The 20862-nt window shown below is 47.9% G+C and carries 14 protein-coding genes; 11 read left to right on the forward strand and 3 right to left on the reverse strand.

All coding sequences use genetic code 11. The features are described 5' to 3' along the window. The first annotated feature begins 1 nt into the window (after position 1). From pstC to FRZ54_RS18245, 3 genes are read left to right on the forward strand one after another with little or no spacing between them, the layout of a single operon-like run. On the forward strand, positions 2 to 895 hold the full coding sequence (gene pstC, locus FRZ54_RS18235) for a phosphate ABC transporter permease subunit PstC (protein ID WP_187359662.1): 894 nt from the start codon (positions 2 to 4) through the stop codon (positions 893 to 895). Beyond that, positions 892 to 1740 (forward strand): phosphate ABC transporter permease PstA, encoded by an 849-nt coding sequence (pstA, locus tag FRZ54_RS18240; RefSeq protein ID WP_147033240.1) that lies wholly within the window; start codon positions 892 to 894, stop codon positions 1738 to 1740. Before pstC ends, pstA begins: the two co-directional genes overlap by 4 nt. Then, on the forward strand, positions 1740 to 2501 hold the full coding sequence (locus tag FRZ54_RS18245) for a phosphate ABC transporter ATP-binding protein (RefSeq protein ID WP_147033242.1): 762 nt from the start codon (positions 1740 to 1742) through the stop codon (positions 2499 to 2501). The genes pstA and FRZ54_RS18245 overlap by 1 nt, the downstream gene beginning before the upstream one ends. A gap of 896 nt (positions 2502 to 3397) precedes the next feature. On the opposite strand, the gene FRZ54_RS18250 is transcribed toward FRZ54_RS18245, so the two are convergent. Next, complete coding sequence (locus FRZ54_RS18250) at positions 3398 to 4732, reverse strand: MutS-related protein (protein WP_147033244.1); 1335 nt, start codon at positions 4730 to 4732, stop codon at positions 3398 to 3400. A 167-nt stretch (positions 4733 to 4899) separates the two neighbouring features. Here FRZ54_RS18250 and proB point away from each other — a divergent pair, with 167 nt between their 5' ends. The 4 genes from proB (at position 4900) to FRZ54_RS18270 (ending at position 9735) form a co-directional block, all read left to right on the forward strand. Further along, positions 4900 to 5976, forward strand: a complete 1077-nt coding sequence (gene proB / locus FRZ54_RS18255) for a glutamate 5-kinase (RefSeq protein ID WP_147033246.1) — start codon at positions 4900 to 4902, stop codon at positions 5974 to 5976. A gap of 106 nt (positions 5977 to 6082) precedes the next feature. After that, positions 6083 to 7333, forward strand: a complete 1251-nt coding sequence (locus FRZ54_RS18260; RefSeq protein WP_147033248.1) for a glutamate-5-semialdehyde dehydrogenase — start codon at positions 6083 to 6085, stop codon at positions 7331 to 7333. 113 nt (positions 7334 to 7446) lie between these two features. Beyond that, positions 7447 to 8307, forward strand: coding sequence for a PAS domain-containing protein (locus FRZ54_RS18265; RefSeq protein WP_147033250.1), 861 nt, complete (start codon positions 7447 to 7449; stop codon positions 8305 to 8307). A gap of 60 nt (positions 8308 to 8367) precedes the next feature. After that, on the forward strand, positions 8368 to 9735 hold the full coding sequence (locus FRZ54_RS18270; RefSeq protein ID WP_147033252.1) for an NAD-dependent succinate-semialdehyde dehydrogenase: 1368 nt from the start codon (positions 8368 to 8370) through the stop codon (positions 9733 to 9735). Positions 9736 to 9917: 182 nt separating this feature from the next. On the opposite strand, the gene FRZ54_RS24530 is transcribed toward FRZ54_RS18270, so the two are convergent. Beyond that, positions 9918 to 10136, reverse strand: coding sequence for a hypothetical protein (locus tag FRZ54_RS24530; protein WP_187359663.1), 219 nt, complete (start codon positions 10134 to 10136; stop codon positions 9918 to 9920). A gap of 234 nt (positions 10137 to 10370) precedes the next feature. On the opposite strand from FRZ54_RS24530, the gene mnmA reads away from it, so the two are divergent. From mnmA to FRZ54_RS18285, 3 genes are all read left to right on the forward strand, one after another. Then, positions 10371 to 11459 (forward strand): tRNA 2-thiouridine(34) synthase MnmA, encoded by a 1089-nt coding sequence (mnmA, locus tag FRZ54_RS18275; protein WP_147033254.1) that lies wholly within the window; start codon positions 10371 to 10373, stop codon positions 11457 to 11459. 165 nt (positions 11460 to 11624) lie between these two features. Then, positions 11625 to 13958: a type I DNA topoisomerase gene (topA, locus tag FRZ54_RS18280; RefSeq protein ID WP_147033256.1), complete on the forward strand. Its 2334-nt coding sequence runs from the start codon at positions 11625 to 11627 to the stop codon at positions 13956 to 13958. A 92-nt stretch (positions 13959 to 14050) separates the two neighbouring features. Then, complete coding sequence (locus FRZ54_RS18285; RefSeq protein WP_147033258.1) at positions 14051 to 14455, forward strand: hypothetical protein; 405 nt, start codon at positions 14051 to 14053, stop codon at positions 14453 to 14455. Between the two features lie 7 nt (positions 14456 to 14462). On the opposite strand, the gene FRZ54_RS18290 is transcribed toward FRZ54_RS18285, so the two are convergent. After that, complete coding sequence (locus FRZ54_RS18290) at positions 14463 to 14933, reverse strand: hypothetical protein (RefSeq protein WP_147033260.1); 471 nt, start codon at positions 14931 to 14933, stop codon at positions 14463 to 14465. A 298-nt stretch (positions 14934 to 15231) separates the two neighbouring features. Here FRZ54_RS18290 and FRZ54_RS18295 point away from each other — a divergent pair, with 298 nt between their 5' ends. Continuing rightward, positions 15232 to 20823 carry an alpha-2-macroglobulin family protein gene (locus FRZ54_RS18295; protein ID WP_147033262.1) on the forward strand — a complete coding sequence of 1864 codons (5592 nt, stop codon included), beginning with the start codon at positions 15232 to 15234 and terminating at the stop codon, positions 20821 to 20823. Positions 20824 to 20862 lie beyond the last annotated feature (39 nt).

A 20862-nucleotide genomic window follows, 5' to 3' on the forward strand; every position in this document is an offset into this window, starting at 1 on the left:
AATGCAAATACGCTTACTAAAAGATAAAATCTATTCCAAACTAATGCTGGTGTTAACGGTACTATCCGTTTCGGTAGTATTGGTCATTGGCATAGGCTTGTATCTCAAATCCGGTCCTGTCCTTGATCACTCGTCCTGGTGGACATTATTAAGCTCCAGTCAATGGAAACCGCTGAAAGGCCTGTTCGGCTTTTTCCCGTTCGTTATGGGTACCTTATGGGTTACTGCTATAGCCATTATCATTGCTTTGCCTTTGTGCCTGCTCACTTCTTTCTATATTACCGAATACGCACCAAACCGCATCCGTAAAATATTAGTACCGTTTGTAAACCTGCTGTCGGGCATACCGCCGGTTATATTCGGCGTGTGGGGCGTGTTATTCATCATTCCGTTGATCCAGGATCATATCGCGCCGCATTTTGTCGAATTTTCCACGGGTTACAGCGTGCTTGCGGGCGGTATCGTTTTAGCCGTGATGATATTCCCCCTTATCGTCAGTATCGTTTGCGAAGTACTTAACACCATCCCGCGCGAGTTGAAGGACGCCTCTTTGGCTTTAGGGGCCACTAAATGGGAAACAATCCGGAAGGTGTCGCTTCGCAAGGCGAAAACGGGGATTGTAGCAGCAACCGTATTGGCCATCTCCCGCGCTTTTGGCGAAACCATTGCTGTATTGATGGTTTGTGGGAATAACGCGGTAACGCCACATTCCGTGTTCGACCCTGGCTACCCGTTGCCTGCGCTTATCGCCAATAATTACGGCGAAATGCTGTCCATACCCATGTACGATTCAGCGCTGATGTTTGCAGCACTGTTACTATTTATCATCATCGTGCTTTTCAATGTTGTTTCAAGGCTCATTATGGCCCGGCTGGAAAGGAAACTGGCCCTATGATCAGGCGCAAACTGGAGGAGAATTTCTTCCGTGTTCTTATGGTGTTAGCTACGCTGATAGTAGGCGGAAGCTTTTTTCTTATCGTTGGAACAATAGTTTACAAAGGAGTCCCTTTCATGAACTGGGACATGGTAACCAAAATACCGGGCGGGGGTTTTTATATCGGTAAGGAAGGCGGCGTGCTCAATGCAATTATTGGTTCACTCTATATTGCAGGGGGCGCAACCGTGCTCGGCCTTCTCATCAGTATACCGGTCGCCATTTATATCAACATGTACCTGGGCGGGAGAAATGTAGTTGCGAACAGCCTCCGTATCGCTTTCGACGTGCTCTTCGGCATACCCTCTATCGTTTACGGCGCTTTCGGTTTTCTCATCATGGTTTATTTCGGCATACGCGCCTCGCTGCTGGGTGGTATTGTGGCGGTTACGCTGCTGGTTATCCCCATTCTTGTGCGCACGCTTGACGAGGTCATCCGCACCGTACCCAAAGAGTTGCGCGACGCCTCGCTGGCCCTTGGGGCTACCCGCTGGGAAATGTCCAAAGTCATCATCCGTCAGATACGCCCCGGTGTTTTTACCGCCATCCTGCTGTCGTTTGGGCGCGCTGTTGGCGATGTAGCCTCTGTACTGTTCACTGCCGGTTTCAGCGATAACATACCCACGTCTTTACATCAGCCCGCTGCAACGCTGCCGCTGGCCATTTTTTTCCAGCTGGGCAGCCCGGTGGAGGAAGTGCAGGGCCGCGCATACGCATCGGCTTTGATATTAACCATCGTTGTATTGATCATCACGATCCTATCCTCCGTTCTGGCTAAACAATTCTCAAAAAACAACATCAGGTAATGACTAATAACCCACATATCAGCATACAGCAGCTAAACGTCACTATTGGCAACCAGCATATACTGAAGGATATTTCCATCAATATCCCCAACAAAAAGGTCATCTCCATCATCGGCCCTTCGGGCTGCGGGAAGACAACCTTGCTTAAATCCTTCAACCGCCTGCTGGACGACACGGCCGACGTAAAGGTAACCGGTAAGGTGCTGGTAGATAACGAGAACATCTACGACCCGGATGTGGAAGTTACCCATATCCGCAAAAAGATGGGACTGCTTTCGCAGCGGCCCTACCCCCTGCCCATGTCCATTTATGATAACGTGGCCTACGGCCCGCGTATACACGGTACCCGCAAAAAAGCCGACCTGGACGGGATAGTGGAAACACAGCTTAAAGCTACCGGCCTGTGGAACGAGGTGAAGGACCGTTTAAGCGCGCCTGCAACGCGTTTATCCATCGGGCAGCAGCAGCGCCTGTGCCTGGCACGCGGATTGGCTGTGGAGCCCGAGATCATCCTCGGCGACGAATCCACATCCGCCCTCGACCCGGTCTCGACGAGCATCATCGAAGACCTGTTCATCAGGCTGAAGGAACAATACACCATCGTACTGGTTACCCACATCCTGCGCCAGGCACGCCGCGTATCCGATTATATCATCTTCGTGTACATGGGCCGGATCATCGAGTTTGGCCCGACGGAGGAGTTGCTGCTTAATCCAAAAGAAGAACTAACGAAGGAGTACGTTAAGGGGTATATCAGTTAGGCTGGGACAAGGGTTAACATGGTTAACACATTTTTCACGCGCTCATTAATTAATACATTGATTATCAATATATTACATAAATATTAACCAAAAACGTGTTAACCATAAATTGTTACCTCTGCCCGCTTATAAACTACAGCACACCGCCGGCCAATACCCGGCAACTGCCAGGCAAAAAGTTCCGTTTTGTTTATTCTTGTCTTTACCTGACTAAAGTTGCCTAAAGCCGACCGGTCATAACTTTTTATTAAATAATAGCGCTCCCCGTAGAGACGCATAATTATGCGTCTCTACCCGTATGTTGCCGCTTCGGCCGCCAGCACAGTTTTGTTTGTTCTTGCCTTAAGCTGACTACATTTGCCTGCAGCCGACCGATCATAACTTTTTATTAAACAATGCCGCTTCCCGTAGAGACTCATAATTATGCGTCTCTACCCGTATGTTGCCGCTTTGACCGCCGGCATAGTTTTGTCTGTTCTTGCCTTAAGCTGACTACATTTGCCTGCAGCCGACCGGTCATAACTTTTTATCAAACAATGCCGCTTCCCGTAGAGACGCATAATTATGCGTCTCTACCTGTATGTTACCGCTTCGGCCGCCGGCACAGTTTTGTTTATTCTTGCCTTAAACTGACCAAAGTTGCCCCAAGCCGACAGGTCATAACTTTTTATTAAATAATGGCGGTCCCGTAGAGACGCATAATTATGCGTCTCTACCTGTATGTTACCGCTTCGGCCGCCGGCACAGTTTTGTTTATTCTTGCCTTAAACTGACCAAAGTTGCCCCAAGCCGACAGGTCATAACTTTTTATTAAATAATGGCGGTCCCGTAGAGACGCATAATTATGCGTCTCTACCTGCGACGACACCGCCAAATGGCCCGGTCGATATAGAACGCTAAGCCTTCAAAGCGCCCTTTATTATCTCCAGTATACCTTCATTTTTTACTATCCACATGCCCAATCGCTCTTCGGTAATGCCCGCTTTAAGCTGGTAAGTGTTTACCGGGTTCGTATCTTCAAAAACGGTTTCCATATACCGGAAATTAATATTTTCAATGGATGATAATTCATGGGCAACCTCAACAATATGGGTAGAAACCACAAAGAAACAGGTTTTCACTTCGGCAAAGGCTGCAATGATGGCAAGCGAGGCATCATAGGCGTCTTTAACATTGGTTCCCCTGAACAGTTCGTCAAAAATGACAAAGATATCTTTTGACTGGTTTAATTTTTCGGCCACGTGCTTTACCCGTAATACTTCTTTATAAAAGTGGCTATGCCCCTGTTCTACATCGTCCGCTAAGTTTATGGTCGTTATTATCCCTTTAAATGCGGAAGTCACCATACGTTTCGCAGGCACCGGGAAGCCTAACTGGGATAAATAGACCGCGATCCCTATTGCTTTAAGCAGGGATGATTTTCCGGCCATGTTAGTACCGGTAACAAAACAAACATTGCCGCCGGGACCAAATTCCACGTCGTTACTTTTAGGATCGGTAATAAACGGATGGAATAAACCCTCGATAGTTAATTCCCTGGCGTTGGTTTTATTAACTACCGGAAATGTGAAACCAAGGGTTTTGCCGCATTTACTTACGGATTGATAAACATCTAACTGGTAAGCGACACTCAGCAATATCTTCATTCTTTCATAGGCAAGCTGCCTGAAAAAATGGTCCGCTTTTGCCATATCCGCAGCGCTGAGTTTTGGTTTCTTTATCAATTGTTTTAGCCATTCAAATTCTTTTGGCTGGAAGGTGGTTAAAATGGCTGAGCGAAATTCCTGTATTTTCCTGGGCAGATCGCCTTGCAGCGCTTCAGCGTACCTGATCAGGCTATCAAGTATAGACAGTGAACTTTCTACGCCGGTTTGGATTACATAATACTCACTATCGTTAAACTTAAACGCATAGATGATTTTTTCTAAGAAACTGGTTATAACTGAAAAAGGTTTAGCATGATAATGCTTTTTTAAATAAAATTCTACAAAATCATAATCGTTTCTATTTAAGCCGACTTTTATATTGTGCTCCTCTATATACAAAAACACTTCCAGCCTTTCCCGTATGTCAGCAGGATCGGTAAGCGGCCTATTGAACATATCCTGCAACACTTCACTGCCGCCAATGGTATCAGCGTGGCTGAAAAGGCTATATATAGATTGACGGGAATTGTTGTTTTGAAATATTGCCAGATCATTTAGTGTTTGCCTGTCTATATCGAAGTTCATAAAAGATGAGGGTAAGGGTTGCTTAAAGCCAGGTGTTTGTTTCGAAACATCAACGCTGAAAACAAAATTGTAGTTTCTACGCCTGTATTTAATTACGGCTAATATTATATATAATCTCCACCAATTAGCTATAATTTATTAATATTGGGGTTTCAATTCAATACCCCATGTCTGCCGGCTATCATCGCATTGTTATCAAAATAGGCTCCAACGTTTTTACGCAACCCGATGGCCTGCCCGACAACGCCCGTATTGCGCATTTGGTGGAACAAATAGCCAGCATCAAAAAACAAGGGAAAGAGGTAATACTGGTGTCGTCGGGTGCGGTGGCTTCGGGCCGCAGCCTGATATCCGTATCCGAAAAGGCCGACGCTGTCGCCGCAAGGCAGCTTTTGGCTTCCATCGGGCAGGTAAAACTCATCAACACCTATTCGGCCCTGTTTGGCAATTTTGATATGCTTTGCTCGCAGATATTGGTTACCAAGGAGGATTTCCGCGACCGCCTGCACTACCTAAACATGCGCAACTGCCTCGAGGTATTGCTGCAGCACCAGGTTATCCCGGTGGTAAACGAGAACGATGTAGTATCGGTAACCGAACTGATGTTTACCGACAACGATGAGCTCGCGGGGCTCATTGCTTCCATGCTGAATGCCCAGGCTTTGATCGTTCTGACCAATGTCCATGGCATTTATAACGGCGACCCGAAGCTTCCCGGCTCAAAACTGATAGAAGAGGTAGACACCGAAACACCTGATTTCTCCGCGTTTGTCACTTCGGGCAGATCACAGTTCGGTCGCGGCGGAATGATCACCAAATCGACCATGGCGCATAAGACCGCGCAGCTGGGTATCGCCGTGCATATTGCCAATGGTACAAAGGACCATATTTTGACGGATGTACTGGAAGGTAAAGTTCCGCACACCCGTTTCGCTCCTGATAAATCAAAATCCGGCAGGAAAAAATGGATAGCACATTCGGCCCACACTGCAACCGGTGCCGTGGTCGTAAACGATGGCGCCAAATTAGCATTAACATCCAGTAAGGCAACCAGTTTACTACCGATAGGTATAGTAAAACTTCAGGATAATTTCAACAAGGGCGAGATCATCAAATTACTGGATGAACAGGGCAAACTGATAGGCCTTGGCATAGCCGAATACGGTTCGGACAAGGCAAAAGAGCGCATCGGCCAAAAAAATCAAAAGGCGCTGGTGCATTATGATTATCTTTATTTGCCATGATAAATAATAAATAATAATAAAAAATACCTCGTCCCCTCTTTTCGCTTGCGAAGAGAGGGGTGACAAGCGTAGCGATGCCGGGGTGAGCCGACAGGGAGATAAATAAATGAACTACAAACAATATTTTGAGGACGCTCTTGCCGCCGGCAGGAATATCATCGGTATTGAGCCTGACACTATCGTGGCTGTGCTCAATGACGTTGCCGCATCTGCCATAGCCAATACCACCCATTTATTGCAGGAAAACCAAAAGGACCTTGACCGGATGGATCCCTCCGATCCCAAATACGATCGTCTGAAACTGACCGAAGCGCGCATAAAAGACATTGCGAAGGATATGGTGAACGTAGCCAGCCTGCCGAACCCGCTTGGGCACATCCTGTCCGAAAAAGAAATGCCCAACGGGCTTCATATCAGTAAGATCAGCGTTCCGCTGGGCGTTGTCGGCGTGATATACGAGGCCAGACCAAATGTGACTTTTGATGTATTTGCGCTCTGTTTCAAAACCGGGAACGTATCGGTGCTGAAAGGCGGCAGCGATGCGGAATATTCCAACAAAGCTATCATAGCGCTTATCCACGATGTGCTTTCGAACCACGGTGTCAATAAAAACGTAGCCGTACTGCTTCCGCCTGAACGGGAAGCGACCGAAGCTTTATTTAATGCGATAGGCTATATCGATGTACTTATTCCCCGTGGCAGCCAGGCGCTTATCGACCGGGTCCGCCAGCAAAGTAAAGTACCTGTAATTGAAACCGGCGCCGGCATTGTCCATACTTATTTTGACGAAACCGCCGATCTGCAAAAAGGTGCCGATATCATTTTCAATGCGAAAACGCGCCGCGTAAGCGTTTGTAATGCCCTGGATTGTTTGATCATCCATTCGTCCCGCCTATCCGATCTGCCCCAACTGGCTATACCTTTGGTTGACAAAGAAGTCGAAATTTATGCCGATCCGCAGGCTTATGCGGCTTTATTAGGTCGTTACCCTTCCGTCTTGTTGCACCAGGCGGAAGCCGAACATTTCGGCACCGAATTTTTATCCTATAAAATGTCCGTCAAAACGGTGCCTGGTTTCCGGGAAGCCATGGATCATATAGCCCAATACAGTTCCAAACACAGTGAGGCCATCATTACCGAAAACGAAGTGAATGCTGTAGAGTTCCTCAACAAGGTAGACGCGGCTGCGGTATATGTTAACGCATCCACCGCTTTTACCGATGGTGCCCAGTTCGGCTTAGGGGCCGAAATAGGTATCAGCACCCAAAAGCTCCATGCCCGTGGACCGATGGGTTTACAGGAACTCACCAGCTACAAATGGCTCGTTAAAGGCAACGGACAGGTGCGCAATCCGTAATAAACCCGGTATCTTATTGATAATTAGCTTCTTAAAAATTTTTAAAAAGCTAACTTTCGAAACATCGTCATCGTATAGATTAGAGCAAATATTCAAAATCCTCTATTCAGTACATGAGATCCGGCGCGCTAAGGATTGCTTTAATTTACCTGGCTGTTTCCCTGGCGTGGATACTTGTTAGCGACAGGATGCTCACTGTTTATCAGCACATCCTTAGCCCGGCTTGGTTTGTTATTTTTAATGACTCCCGTCGGTTTATATTTCTTTCTGTAACCGGTTACCTGCTGTACCGGATGATCCGCGCCAACGAGAAAAAGCTGATCGAAAGCGAACGGCATTCGCGTATCAGGGACGATGAGAACCGCAAATTAGGCACTATCCTTACCAGGGTCAATAATCTCATCATCATTACCGACAAGAACAACTATATCAGTTGGGTAAATAAGGCATTCGAAGATTTTACCGGCTATTCGTTTGAAGAGGTTGCCGGGTATACGCCTGCTACGTTTTTTATCGACGGAGAATCGGGGATAGACGAACTCAGTGTTATCCTGCGTCATAAAAAAGTTAGGGAGGCGTTCGCCACCGAGGTTAATTGCCGGAAAAAGAATGGCGAAAAATTTTGCGTGCATAGCGAATACACGCCCCTGTTTGACGACAACAAGGAGTTTACCGGCTATATTGGCGTTTATAACGACATTACCGGGCTCAAACAAAAACAGATCGAAGCAGGCCGGCAGATAGAAAAATTAAAGGAAGTTGCCTGGCTAAGTTCGCACGAGATCCGCAGGCCGCTCGCCAATATTATCGGGCTCACAAACCTGATGAAGGTTACGCCTTTGATGGACGAAAAGATAAGGATACTCGACAGCATCAACCGGTCTGCCGGTGAATTGGATAAGATCATTCATGTCATAAATTCCACCGTAGGTACCGAACTCGAAGACGCTCCTCCTCCTGCCCCATCCTCCTGAAAAAAGGAAATGCAACTATTTTTATGTCCGGGTGTTTTACATTTGACATAAAAATCGGTTATGAGCATTATAGCAATAGACCCCGCTAACGGGAAAGTTATCAGGAAATACCGTCCCAATACCCCTAAACAGGCTGATCAGAAGATAAAGCAAACCCATAAGGCCTGGCTTAACTGGAAAAACACCACCCACCAGGAACGGTCGGCCCTGTTAACGGCAATGGCCGGTGTGCTGCAAACCCGGAAAACGGAGCTCGCTATCCTGATGGCGCAGGAAATGGGCAAACCCACCAGCCAGGGCGTGGCTGAAATTGAAAAATGCGCCTCGGTTTGCGAATATTACGCTGCCAACGCCGGCAACCAGCTCGCCGACCAAATTATCGAAACAGATGCCTCCAAAAGCTACATAACTTTTCAGCCATTAGGTGTTGTATTGGCCGTTATGCCCTGGAACTTTCCTTTCTGGCAGGCTTTCCGTTTTCTTGCACCCGCTTTGGCCGCAGGCAATTGCGGCGTACTAAAACATGCATCAAATGTTCCCGGCTGTGCACTGGCAATTGAGGATGTCGTTCGTCAGGCGGGTTTCCCTGAAAACGTCTTTCAAACGCTACTTGTCGAAAGCGCCATGGTGGAAAAGATCATCGAGAACCCTTTTATACAGGCTGTTACCCTTACCGGCAGCACTAACGCGGGCAAACAGGTGGCCCAAAAAGCCGGCTCGCTCGTCAAAAAAACTGTGCTCGAGCTTGGCGGCAGCGATCCCTACGTGATACTGGAGGATGCCGACCTTGAAAAAGCCGCTGAAATTTGCGTCAACAGTCGCGTCATCAACGGCGGGCAAAGCTGTATTGCTGCCAAGCGGTTTATCGTGGTCAAATCAGTCGAAAAGGAATTCACCAAATACTTCCTGGCTAAAATGAAAGCTAAAAAGCTGGGCGATCCGCTGGATATCCTTACCGATATTGGCCCCCAGGCCCGCACCGATCTGCGCAACGAACTGCACGAACAGGTAAAGCTCTCCATCAAAAAAGGTGCAAAATGTATTTTAGGGGGAACGTTGCCTAAAGGCAAAGGCGCTTTTTACCCCGCCACAATCCTTACCAAAGTAAAACCAGGTATGCCCGCTTATGACGAAGAACTGTTCGGCCCGGTAGCTGCCATCATTTCCGCCAAAGACAAAGCCGACGCTATCCGCATTGCCAACGACAGCAGCTTTGGGCTTGGTTCGGCAGTGTTCACCAAAGACAGGGAGAGGGGAGAGAAAATAGCGGCAACGCAATTGCAGTCCGGCTCATGCTTTGTCAATGCCCTCGTAAAATCCGACCCGCGTTTGCCGTTCGGCGGTATCAAACAATCCGGCTACGGCCGGGAACTGGGCATGTTCGGCATACATGAATTTGTGAATATCAAGACGGTTTTTGTGGCGTAATAGTGAGTGGTGAATGGTGAGTGGTCAATGGGAGGGCATCGTTCATTTATATAAAGTAAATAGTTAAATGATGATTGCAAATAATTGATTACTAATTATAATTAATTTATAGTTAAGTATCAAACAATTGCGAATTTCGACTTTGGTACCGTCTGGAGCTCACTAAAAGCATGTATCACAGGTTACCAAAGTGCCGTTTCGGTATTAAGTAAAAAGCCGCCCTTGGGGCAGTAAGCGATGCAGGGATATTTTATCATTACCGGTACATACATAAGCGGTCCAATAACAACGCGTCGCAGTCGACTCACCCGGACGGCGCTATGCTGGTCGACCCTCTCTCCGCTTCGCGCAAAGAGGGCTGAATTTTTCTTTTCTTTTACCTTTCCTAATATATTTTCCATACAGCCACCCTCTTTACCGCTTGCGGTAGAGAGGGCGGTCAAGCAAAGCAAAGACCGGGTGAGTCCACTCGCCAAATGACAAGTCAACTGTTCTCTCCCTAATCCCCAATGACTAATGCCCAACGGCCAATAAACGAATCACCAGTTAACTAATCACCAATCACTAACCACCAACCACAAATTACCCTCCCCTGACCCAAACCCAAATTTCAAAACCGTATCTTTGCACCCGAAATGAGTAAGCACGGCAGGATATTAGTTGCGATGAGCGGCGGGGTCGATAGTTCGGTAGCATCGGTGATGCTGCACGAGCAGGGCTATGAAGTTATCGGCCTTACCATGAAGACCTGGGATTATGCCTCGTCCGGTACCAGCTCCAAAGAAACTGGTTGTTGCAGCCTGGATAGTATCAACGATGCACGTGCCCTGGCCGTGGGTTATGGCTTCCCCCATTATATATTAGATATCCGCAGCGAATTCGGCGATTTTGTGATCGACAACTTTGTAGACGAATACCTCGCCGGCCGCACGCCAAACCCTTGTGTATTGTGCAATACCCATATTAAATGGGAAGCTTTGCTGAAACGTGCCGATAAACTCGACTGCGAATTTATCGCTACCGGGCATTACGCCAACATCCGTCAGCATGATAACGGCCGCTACGTGGTTTCCAAAGGTTTGGACGAAAACAAGGATCAATCCTATGTACTATGGGGCGTTTCGCAGCAAAACCTTGCCCGTACTAAGTTCCCGCTGGGCAGCTTTACCAAGGCGCAGATACGCCAGATGGCGCTGGATATGGGCCAAATGGAACTCGCAGCCAAAAGCGAAAGCTACGAGATATGCTTTGTGCCGGATAACGACTACCGCGCTTTTTTACGGCATAAAGTGGAAGATTTGGAAGAACGCGTGGCGGGCGGCAATTTTGTGCTTACCGATGGCACCGTAGTCGGCAAGCACGAAGGCTATCCTTTTTACACTATCGGTCAGCGTAAGGGATTAGGCATTGCTTTAGGGCATCCTATGTTCGTTACCCGCATAGATCCCGCCACCAACACCGTCGTTTTGGGTACGCAGGACGAATTGCAGCGCAAACAAGCCTGGGTGCGTAATCTTAACCTGGTGAAATACGAAAGCATTACCGAGCCTATAGAAGCGGTAACCAAAATACGCTACAAAGATGCCGGCACACAAAGCACCATCGTGCAAATGAGCGAACACATGAAGGTCGATTTTCATCATTCCGTATCGGGCATAGCGCCCGGCCAGTCGGCTGTATTTTACGAAGGCAACGACCTTTTGGGCGGCGGTTTCCTGATGTGATTTCTTTTGTTGTAAGGTTGAAATATTGTAAAGTTGAAAGGTTGCTTTCTGCATTTGTGATGGTGCAGCCGCTCGTCTTTTCATTTACAAATTACAACGTTAAAACTTTTCAACCTTGCAACATTCCAACATTTTATGTTTTATTTGCAAAAAATAATCGCTTAAATGGCTAAAAATCTACTGATCGTCGAGTCTCCGGCTAAGGCAAAAACTATTGAAGGCTACCTTGGTAAGGACTTTACCGTGAAGTCGAGTTACGGGCACATCCGCGACCTGGTAAAGTCAGAAGACGCGATAGATATTAAAAATAACTTCGCTCAAAAATACGAGGTTCCGGCTGATAAGAAACAGGTGGTAAGTGAGTTAAAGAAACTGGCAAAGGAAGCTGAAACCGTTTGGCTGGCATCGGACGAGGACCGCGAGGGTGAGGCCATATCGTGGCATTTGTTCGAGACTTTGGGGTTGAAAGACGCCAATACCAAACGTATCGTGTTTCACGAGATAACCAAGCCTGCTATACTGAAAGCAATAGAAAGCCCGCGTAAAATAGATTATAACCTGGTAAATGCCCAGCAGGCGCGCCGGGTACTGGACAGGCTGGTGGGTTTCGAGCTCTCCCCTGTTCTATGGAAAAAAGTTAAACCGTCACTTTCAGCTGGTCGCGTACAATCCGTTGCCGTAAGACTGATCGTTGAGCGCGAGCGCGAGATCATCAGGTTCACTCCTGAAGCTGCATTTAAGATCGTCGCCGTATTTGGCAAAGGCCGTGAGGCTTTTAAGGCCGAATTGCCCGAACGTTTCGCCAAACAGGGAGACGCTGAAAAGTTCCTCCAGGATTGTATAGGTGCTGATTTCACTATCAATTCATTAGAGACCAAACCGGCCAAACGCTCGCCGGCTGCGCCATTTACCACATCTACGTTGCAGCAGGAAGCCAGCCGTAAACTGGGTTTCTCGGTGTCGCGTACCATGACGGTGGCCCAGAAGCTGTATGAATCCGGTAAGATCACCTACATGCGTACCGACTCGGTGAACTTATCCGATACGGCGCTGAGTGCGGCTGCGAAAGAGATCAATTCGGCATACGGCGAAAGATACCATCACTACCGGGTATATAAAACAAAAAGCGCCGGCGCCCAGGAGGCCCACGAAGCCATCAGGCCGACCTATTTCGATGTACATTCCGTCGACGGCGATCCATCCGAAAAACGCTTATACGACCTGATATGGAAGCGCGCCATCGCTTCGCAGATGAGTGAAGCTTTATTTGAAAAGACCACCGCAAAGATCGGCATATCAAGCCGTAAGGAAGAACTGGTTGCCAACGGCGAGGTAATGAAGTTCGACGGCTTCCTGAAGGTGTACCTCGAATCATCGGATGACGAAGATGAACCGCAAAACGGCGAGGATAACGCCATGCTTCCGCCACTGAACAAGGGACAAAAGCTCGATCTGCAGGAAATGACCGCAACCGAACGCTTTTCGCGCCCTGCGCCGCGTTACACGGAAGCCAGCCTGGTGAAAAAGCTGGAAGAGTTGGGTATAGGCCGTCCGTCTACTTACGCCCCTACCATATCCACTATACAAAACCGTGGTTATGTGGTGAAGGAGGACCGTGAAGGCAAGGCACGCAGCTTTAAGGTGATGACGCTGAAGGGCCGGGATATTACGAAAGAAGAAAAATCGGAAAATACGGGCGCTGAACGCGGCAAGTTGTTCCCGACAGATATTGGTTCGGTAGTTAATGATTTCCTGGTACAGTATTTTAAGGAGATCGTCGATTTTCACTTTACCGCCAGTGTCGAAAAACAATTTGACGAGATAGCCCAGGGTTTGGAGGAATGGACGGATATGATCCGCGGTTTCTATACCCCTTTCCACAAAGGTGTCGAAAACACCATCGAAACGGCTGATAAAGCTACCGGCGAGCGAGAGTTAGGTATTCACCCCGAAAACGGCAAAAAGGTTTCGGTGCGCATAGGCCGTTTCGGGCCGTTCGTGCAGGTTGGTGACAGTGAGGGCGATGAGAAGCCCTTATACGCCAGCTTAAGGGCCGGGCAAAGTATCGAGACCATCACGATGGACGAGGCGCTGGAGTTGTTTAAACTGCCTAAAAAGGTTGGCATGTTCGAAGATAAGGATATGACTGTCGCCATCGGCAAATTTGGCCCGTACATTCGGCACAACGGCTCCTTTTACTCGTTGCCGAAAGATACCGACCCGCACGATGTTACCGAGGACCAGGCCGTAGATATAATAGTAGATAAGCGCAAGCGCGATGCCGAGCGGGTGATAAAAACCTTTGCAGAAGACGCTGATGTGAAGGTGCTGAATGGCCGCTGGGGGCCGTATATCGAATTCGGTAAGCAGAACGTTAAAATACCAAAAGATAAAGATCCGCAGGCACTAACCTACGAGGAATGCAAGGCACTGGCCGATGCAGAAGCCAAAGCGCCGAAAAAACCTGGCGCAAAAAGGTTTGCGAAGAAAGGTAAATAGCAGTTGAATAGTTGATTAAGTTAAGTGGTTGATTGAGTAACCATGTAACTTGATCAACTTAATCTAACCGGATCAACTTAGTCAACTCAAAAATGATCAAAGACCTCCCCGAAAACGTTGTAAAAGATATTGCCATCGCAGTGGCGCTGGAGGGCGAAAATATCCAGGCCAAAACCTGGTATGTATACCTCATCAACCTGAAAAACCAGCCGATAGAGAACGTGCTGATCACATCGAAAGGTTACGGCGAAAAGAACGGCGAGCAGATCAAAACCTCAACCCTGCGCCACATGTTCCCCATAGTGAACAATGGGGCCTTCGTTTTAATAGAACCTATTGATGAGGCCACCTTCGGCCTGAATAATGAGTACTGGCTCAGTTATTATATCGGCAAGGATATTTACGACAAAAAATTCATCTTCCTCCCCGAAAGTATCGTCGAGTCTAATTTCATTAAATTGCCCATCGTCAACAAGCCGGGCGTGATGATACGGTAAATTGTGATTAGTTGATAAGATAAATTTTCGCTGATTGTGTTAATTCATCGGCTGCTTCAGCGTCATATAGGAATTTATATAAAACCCAGATATCCCTGGGTTTATAAAACACAAAAGTGAATCTTAGCGGGTGATTCTCATGTTTTACCAAATAACTACGAAGGGCTAATCCATTAGCAATACTTTTTTCAGTTATTAATGAATATCCGGTAAAGCTCCCCAAAGCAATCTTAATTGAATCAAGTTTGCTTTTTAAGTTATCCGCATCAACGGTTATTTTATTTGTGCTAAAAATATAATCAATTGCGTTACTTGAGCCTTCGGTCTTATATTTCTTAAAGAAATTATCGATATAACCATTGATCTGCTTAACATCTGATTGTTGCAATGTAGAGGTATTAGATTTCGTTTGTGCCTGTGAATTGGAAGGGCTACATCCAAAAAGGCAAATTAATACTACAAACAGAAGGAATCTCATTTCAAAAGTTTAAGTTTAAATACAGGATATAAATTTATAAATTTATGAATTCTTAAGCAATTGGATTCTATCCATTTCTCCACCGCTATTAAATTAACGAAATCATTATATCAATTCACTAAGCAATTAATCGCTCGCAACAAACATCCGGCCGGTGTTTTTCAGAAATACATCGTCATAATTTTGTAATTATATAATATCACAGAACATAATTTTATTATCAAAAAAAAAATTGTTCAAATATTTGGAAGAATCATTTTTTTATTTCTAAATTTCATTAATAAATTAACCTTAATCAATGAAAGATGGAGAGACGCCTCTGCCCGCTGGCAAGCGTCCAATTATTGTTGCTGCTTCGATCATTCTCGTAATCATCGCTGCCTATTTTATTTACAACCTGCGCCACAAAAAAAGCAGTGTCGACCCGGCCTTCAGCAAGTACATCGAGTCGTACACAACAGGCATTATTTCAAAAGAAAACACCATTCGCATCCGGCTTGCCAGCCAGGTTACGACAACCCATGTGCAGAACGATCAGTTGCCGGACGGTGTGTTCGACTTTTCGCCCGCCGTAAAAGGCAAGGCCTATTGGGTTGATGAGCGAACCATCGAGTTTCGACCGGAAGCGAAGCTGGTGTCCGACCAAAGCTATTCGGCCGATTTTAAGTTAAGCAAGGTGACGGAGGTGCCTTCAAAGTTTGAGGATTTCAAATTCACCTTCCAGACGGTTAAACCTGATTTTACCGTTTCCTTTAATGGGCTGGAAACCGCCACCAACACTTCCATCGATAAAATGAAGCTGCACGGCGTTGTACAAACGGCCGACGCCGAGGATGCTGCAGCTATTGAAAAGCTTATCAGCACCGGTTTCGAATCGCCGGTGCAGATCACCTGGCAGCATAATAGCATAAGCCGCACGCATAAGTTTACCGTCACTGATATTACCCGCGCTGCCGATAAAGTTAACACGCTAACAGTAAACTGGGACGGCACCAGTCTCAACGTTGGCAAAAAAGGGAGCCAGGAGTTCGAAATACCTGCCATTGGGGATTTCAAGGTGCTCAACATCTCTGCCGTGCAGGATAACGACCAGTATGTGCTGGTGCAGTTCTCCGATGCAATTATGGTTGGCCAGGAATTAAAGGGCCTGGTAGGCATAAAAAACATCGACGACCCTGCTTATACTATTGAAGGAAGCAAGGTGAAAATTTATGCTCCCGACCGCCTCGAGGGTAATTTTACCGCCTATGTGAACGAAGGCGTGGAAAACATATCTCATAAAAAGATCACCAAGCCTTATACGGCCAACGTGTTCTTCGAGAACCGCCTGCCATCGGTAACCATACCCGGCAAAGGCGTTATCCTCCCCGACTCCGGCAAACTGGCCATGCCTTTCGAGGCGATAAACCTGAACGCGGTGGATGTAAGCATTATCAAGGTATATGAGAATAACGTGCCGCAATATTTCCAGTCGAACGGCTTCGATGGCGCGTCTGAATTGCGTATGGTGGGCAAGCCCATCCTGCAAAAAACCATCCGCCTCGACCAGGATAAAAGCGTCAACCTGAATAAAAAGAACAGGTTCAAGCTGGATCTTGACCAGTTGATACGTACCGAGCCCGGGGCCATTTACCGCGTTGTGCTTGGATTCCGTAAAGAATATTCGCTGTATAACTGCACCCTGGGCGGACCGGGCGTTAAAAAGAACTCGGACGATGATGACTACGGTTATGATGGCAGCGACCGTGACAATGCCGGCAAGGTAAGCGATGAGGACGATGATTTCTGGCAGCGCTATGATAACTATTACCCCGACAATTATCGTTGGAACGACCGCGGCGACCCCTGTACCAATTCGTACTACACCCGCGACCGCTGGGCCATGCGCAATATTATCGCTTCCAATATAGGTTTGGTAGCTAAGCGTGGCAACGATAACAGCATGGTTGTAGCTGTAACCAATATTATGAGTGCCAAACCCATGGCAGGTGTATCGTTGGAGTTTTTGGACTTCCAGAAACAGTTGATGTTTAAAACCATATCGGATGCCGATGGTATGGCTAAGTTCGATCTGAAGCGTAAACCTTACCTTCTGGTTGCACGCCAGGGTGCCGAACGGGGCTATTTGAAGCTTGATGATGGCAGTTCGCTGCCCCTCTCCCGCTTTGATGTTGGCGGCGACGACATAAAAGATGGCCTGAAAGGCTTTATTTATGGCGAACGTGGCGTTTGGCGCCCGGGCGATTCGATATTCCTCACTTTTATTTTGCAGGACAAATTGCACACACTGCCTGCCGATCACCCGGTTGAGTTTGAGCTGGACGACCCTGATGGCGGTGTGTTCAAACACATTACGGCCAACAAGTCGGTGGATGGCTTTTACAGCTTCCATACGGCCACGGAACTCTCCAGCCGGACAGGGAACTGGACCGCAAAGGTAAAGGTCGGTGGGGCCTCGTTTGAGAAGAAAATAAAGATAGAGACCATTATGCCAAACCGGCTCAAGCTAAACTTAAGCTTTGGCGGAGCAACGCAGCTTACGAAAGGCGGCGATGTATCGGGCAGCCTGGATGCGCATTGGCTCTTCGGCGGTATTGCGCAAAACCTGAAAGCTAAGGTGGATGCCTTTTTGTCGCCGCAGCATACAACCTTTAAAGGGTATGACGATTATATTTTCGATGATCCTACCCTGAATTTCACCCCGCAAAGCCAAACTATATTTGACGGGCGGCTGGATGCGACCGGCAAAGCGAATGTTAAAACCGATATTGATGTGGACAAAGAGGCCCCCGGACAATTGCGGGCCAACTTCCTGGTGAAAGTATTTGAACCGGGCGGTAACTTCAGCATACAAACGCTTTCCATGCCCTACAATGTTTACGACGGTTATGTCGGTATCAAAACAAGCAAAGGCAGCGATATTTCGGGCATGCTGTATACCAACCGCGATAATGTGGTTGATATAGCCGATGTGGATACCAAAGGCAGCCTGTTCTCCGGCTCGAGAAATGTTGAAGTGGAACTTTACAAGATCCAATGGCGCTGGTGGTGGGACGAGACCGGTAACGAATTCAGCAATTTTACGCAGGACCGCTACAATAAGCTCATCAAGACGGAGAACGTCCGCCTTACCAATGGTCGTGGTAAATGGACCCTGCATGTTGATAATGACGAATGGGGCCGCTACCTGCTGCGTGTGAAGGACCCGGAAACGGGCCACTCAACTGGTAAGATAATTTACCTGGATTGGCCGAACTGGGCCGAGCGCCTGCAGCAAAGCAATCCTACCGAGGCTGCCATGTTGTCCTTTACATCCAACAAAACCAGTTATAAAGTGGGTGAAGACGCTACGCTGACCATCCCCACCGCTTCGGACGGCCGCGCGCTTATCAGTATCGAGAACGGCAGCAAGGTATTGCAAACCAACTGGATAGACACCCGGAAGGGCCAAACGCAGTACACGTTCAGGATAGACAAGACCATGGCGCCGAATATATTTGTGAATGTAACGCTGTTGCAGCGCCACTCACAAACCATAAACGATTTGCCTATCCGCATGTACGGTGTCATCCCGCTTACAGTGGACGACCCGCAAACTATCCTGAAACCAGTCATCAATATGCCGGATAAGATACGCCCGGAAACACGATCATACATCACGGTTTCGGAGGCGTCAGGTAAGGAAATGACCTATACCATCGCTATTGTAGATGAGGGGCTGCTGGATATCACCAACTACAAAACACCGAATCCGCACGAGACTTTCTATGCCCGCGAGGCGCTGGGCGTTAAATCGTGGGACCTTTTCGACTATGTGATAGGTGCCTATGGCGGTAGTTTGGAACGAATACTCAGCATAGGTGGCGACGGTACCAATGGCATGAACCGGAATGTGTCGGTCAATCGCTTTAAGCCGGTGGTGAAATTCATCGGGCCGTATCATTTGAATGCAGGGCAAAAGCAGACTACCCGTTTCACCCTGCCGCAATATATCGGCTCGGTAAAAGCTATGGTCATTGCCGGGCACGACGGCGGTTATGGCTTTGCCGATAAAGCCGTTACCGTGAAAAAGCCGCTGATGATACTCGCTACGCTGCCGCGCGTGCTGGGGCCATCGGAAAAAATACAATTGCCGGTGACGGTATTCGCATTGGAGGATAAGGTAAAAACCGTCAACCTTGAAGTGCAGTCGAACGCCTTCAGCAATCTTGCGGGTAACAATAAAAAGACTGTAACCTTTACCAAAACAGGTGATCAGCTGGTTACTTTCGACCTGGATGTTAAAGATTTTGTCGGTGTAGGAAAAGTAAAGATAATTGCCAAAAGTGCCGGCGAAACAGCAGATTACGATGTGGAACTAAACGTCCGGAATCCTAATCCGCCGATCACGAAGGTTATCGAGAAGGAACTGGCTCCTGGCGAAACCTGGAGCACTTCGTATGTACCGGTTGGCATGGCAGGCACCAACAAAGCCTCTTTAGAGGTGGCGACTATTCCCCCATTGAACCTTGCCAAACGCCTGGATTACCTGATCGAATATCCTTACGGCTGCGTGGAACAAACCACCTCATCTGGTTTCCCGCAATTGTATCTGAGCCAGGTGCTCGACCTGACACCAAGACAATCCGCCGAGACCGACCGTAATATCAAGTCGACCATTAACAGGTTAAAAAACTTCCAGGTTACGGATGGTGGTCTCAGTTACTGGCCAAACCAGGGCGAAGCCGACGAATGGGGAACCAATTACGCCGGGCACTTCATGCTTTCCGCCCAGGCCAAAGGTTATTCCATGCCGATAGGTTTTATTGAGAACTGGAAGAAATACCAGCGCATGAAGGCCCTTACCTGGGGACCCGATACCCGCAGCTTCTACGGATCGGACCTGATACAGGCTTATCGCCTGTACCTGCTGGCGCTTGCCCGCGCTCCGGAGCTGGGGGCAATGAACCGCCTGCGCGAGTTCAAATACATTAGCGACGAGGCCCGTTGGCGTTTAGCCGCAGCGTACAAGCTGGTGGGCCAGCCCGAAATAGGCATGCAGCTGATCAATGGGTTATCAACCACTATCAAGCCCTACTATAGTTTGTACGGCACCTATGGTTCCGATCTGCGCGATGAGGCGATGATACTGGAAACACTCACCTTATTGGGGCAGCATCAGAAGGCGGCCGCTTTGTTCAAAACAGTGGCCTACAGGCTGTCGCAGGACGATTGGTACAGTACGCAAACCACAGCCTATTCGCTGGTGGCAATATCCGAATATTGCGGCGCAAACCACCCGGGCAGCAAGCTGCAGTTTAGTTATAACGCGAGCAGTGTTACCTCCAAATCGTACTTATGGCACACCGATCTGAATGTTACAGGAGGTAAAGTAACACTTAAAAATAATGGGAACAATAAGCTTTATGCCAGGATCATACAACGCGGACAACCATCATCGGGCCAGGATGTGCAGTCTGTCAGCAACCCGGACGTACTGGAGATGCGGATAGGCTATTTCAGCCTGACCGGGCACCCGGTCGATCCAACCAAATTGAAGCAGGGCACCGATTTTGTGGCACAGGTTAATGTCAAAAATCCCGGCAAAAAGGGCAGGTATGATAACATGGCGCTAACGCAGATATTCCCATCGGGCTGGGAGATCATCAACACCCGCATGTCGGATACGACGGAGGCATTCAACTCATCGCCCTCGGATTATCGTGACATCAGGGACGACCGGATGAACACCCATTTCAGCGTTGCAGAGGGTAAGGAGGTAACCTATTACGTGATGTTGAATGCAGCTTACCTTGGCAAATATTACCTGCCTGCAACCTACTGCGAAGCTATGTATAACCACAGCATCAATGCGGTGCAAAAGGGAAAGTGGGTGGAGGTGGTGAAGTAGTTGATTCAGTGAAGTGGTTGATTGGGTTGATTAAGGTAA

The organism is Mucilaginibacter ginsenosidivorans, assembly GCF_007971025.1.
Taxonomy (GTDB): domain Bacteria; phylum Bacteroidota; class Bacteroidia; order Sphingobacteriales; family Sphingobacteriaceae; genus Mucilaginibacter; species Mucilaginibacter ginsenosidivorans.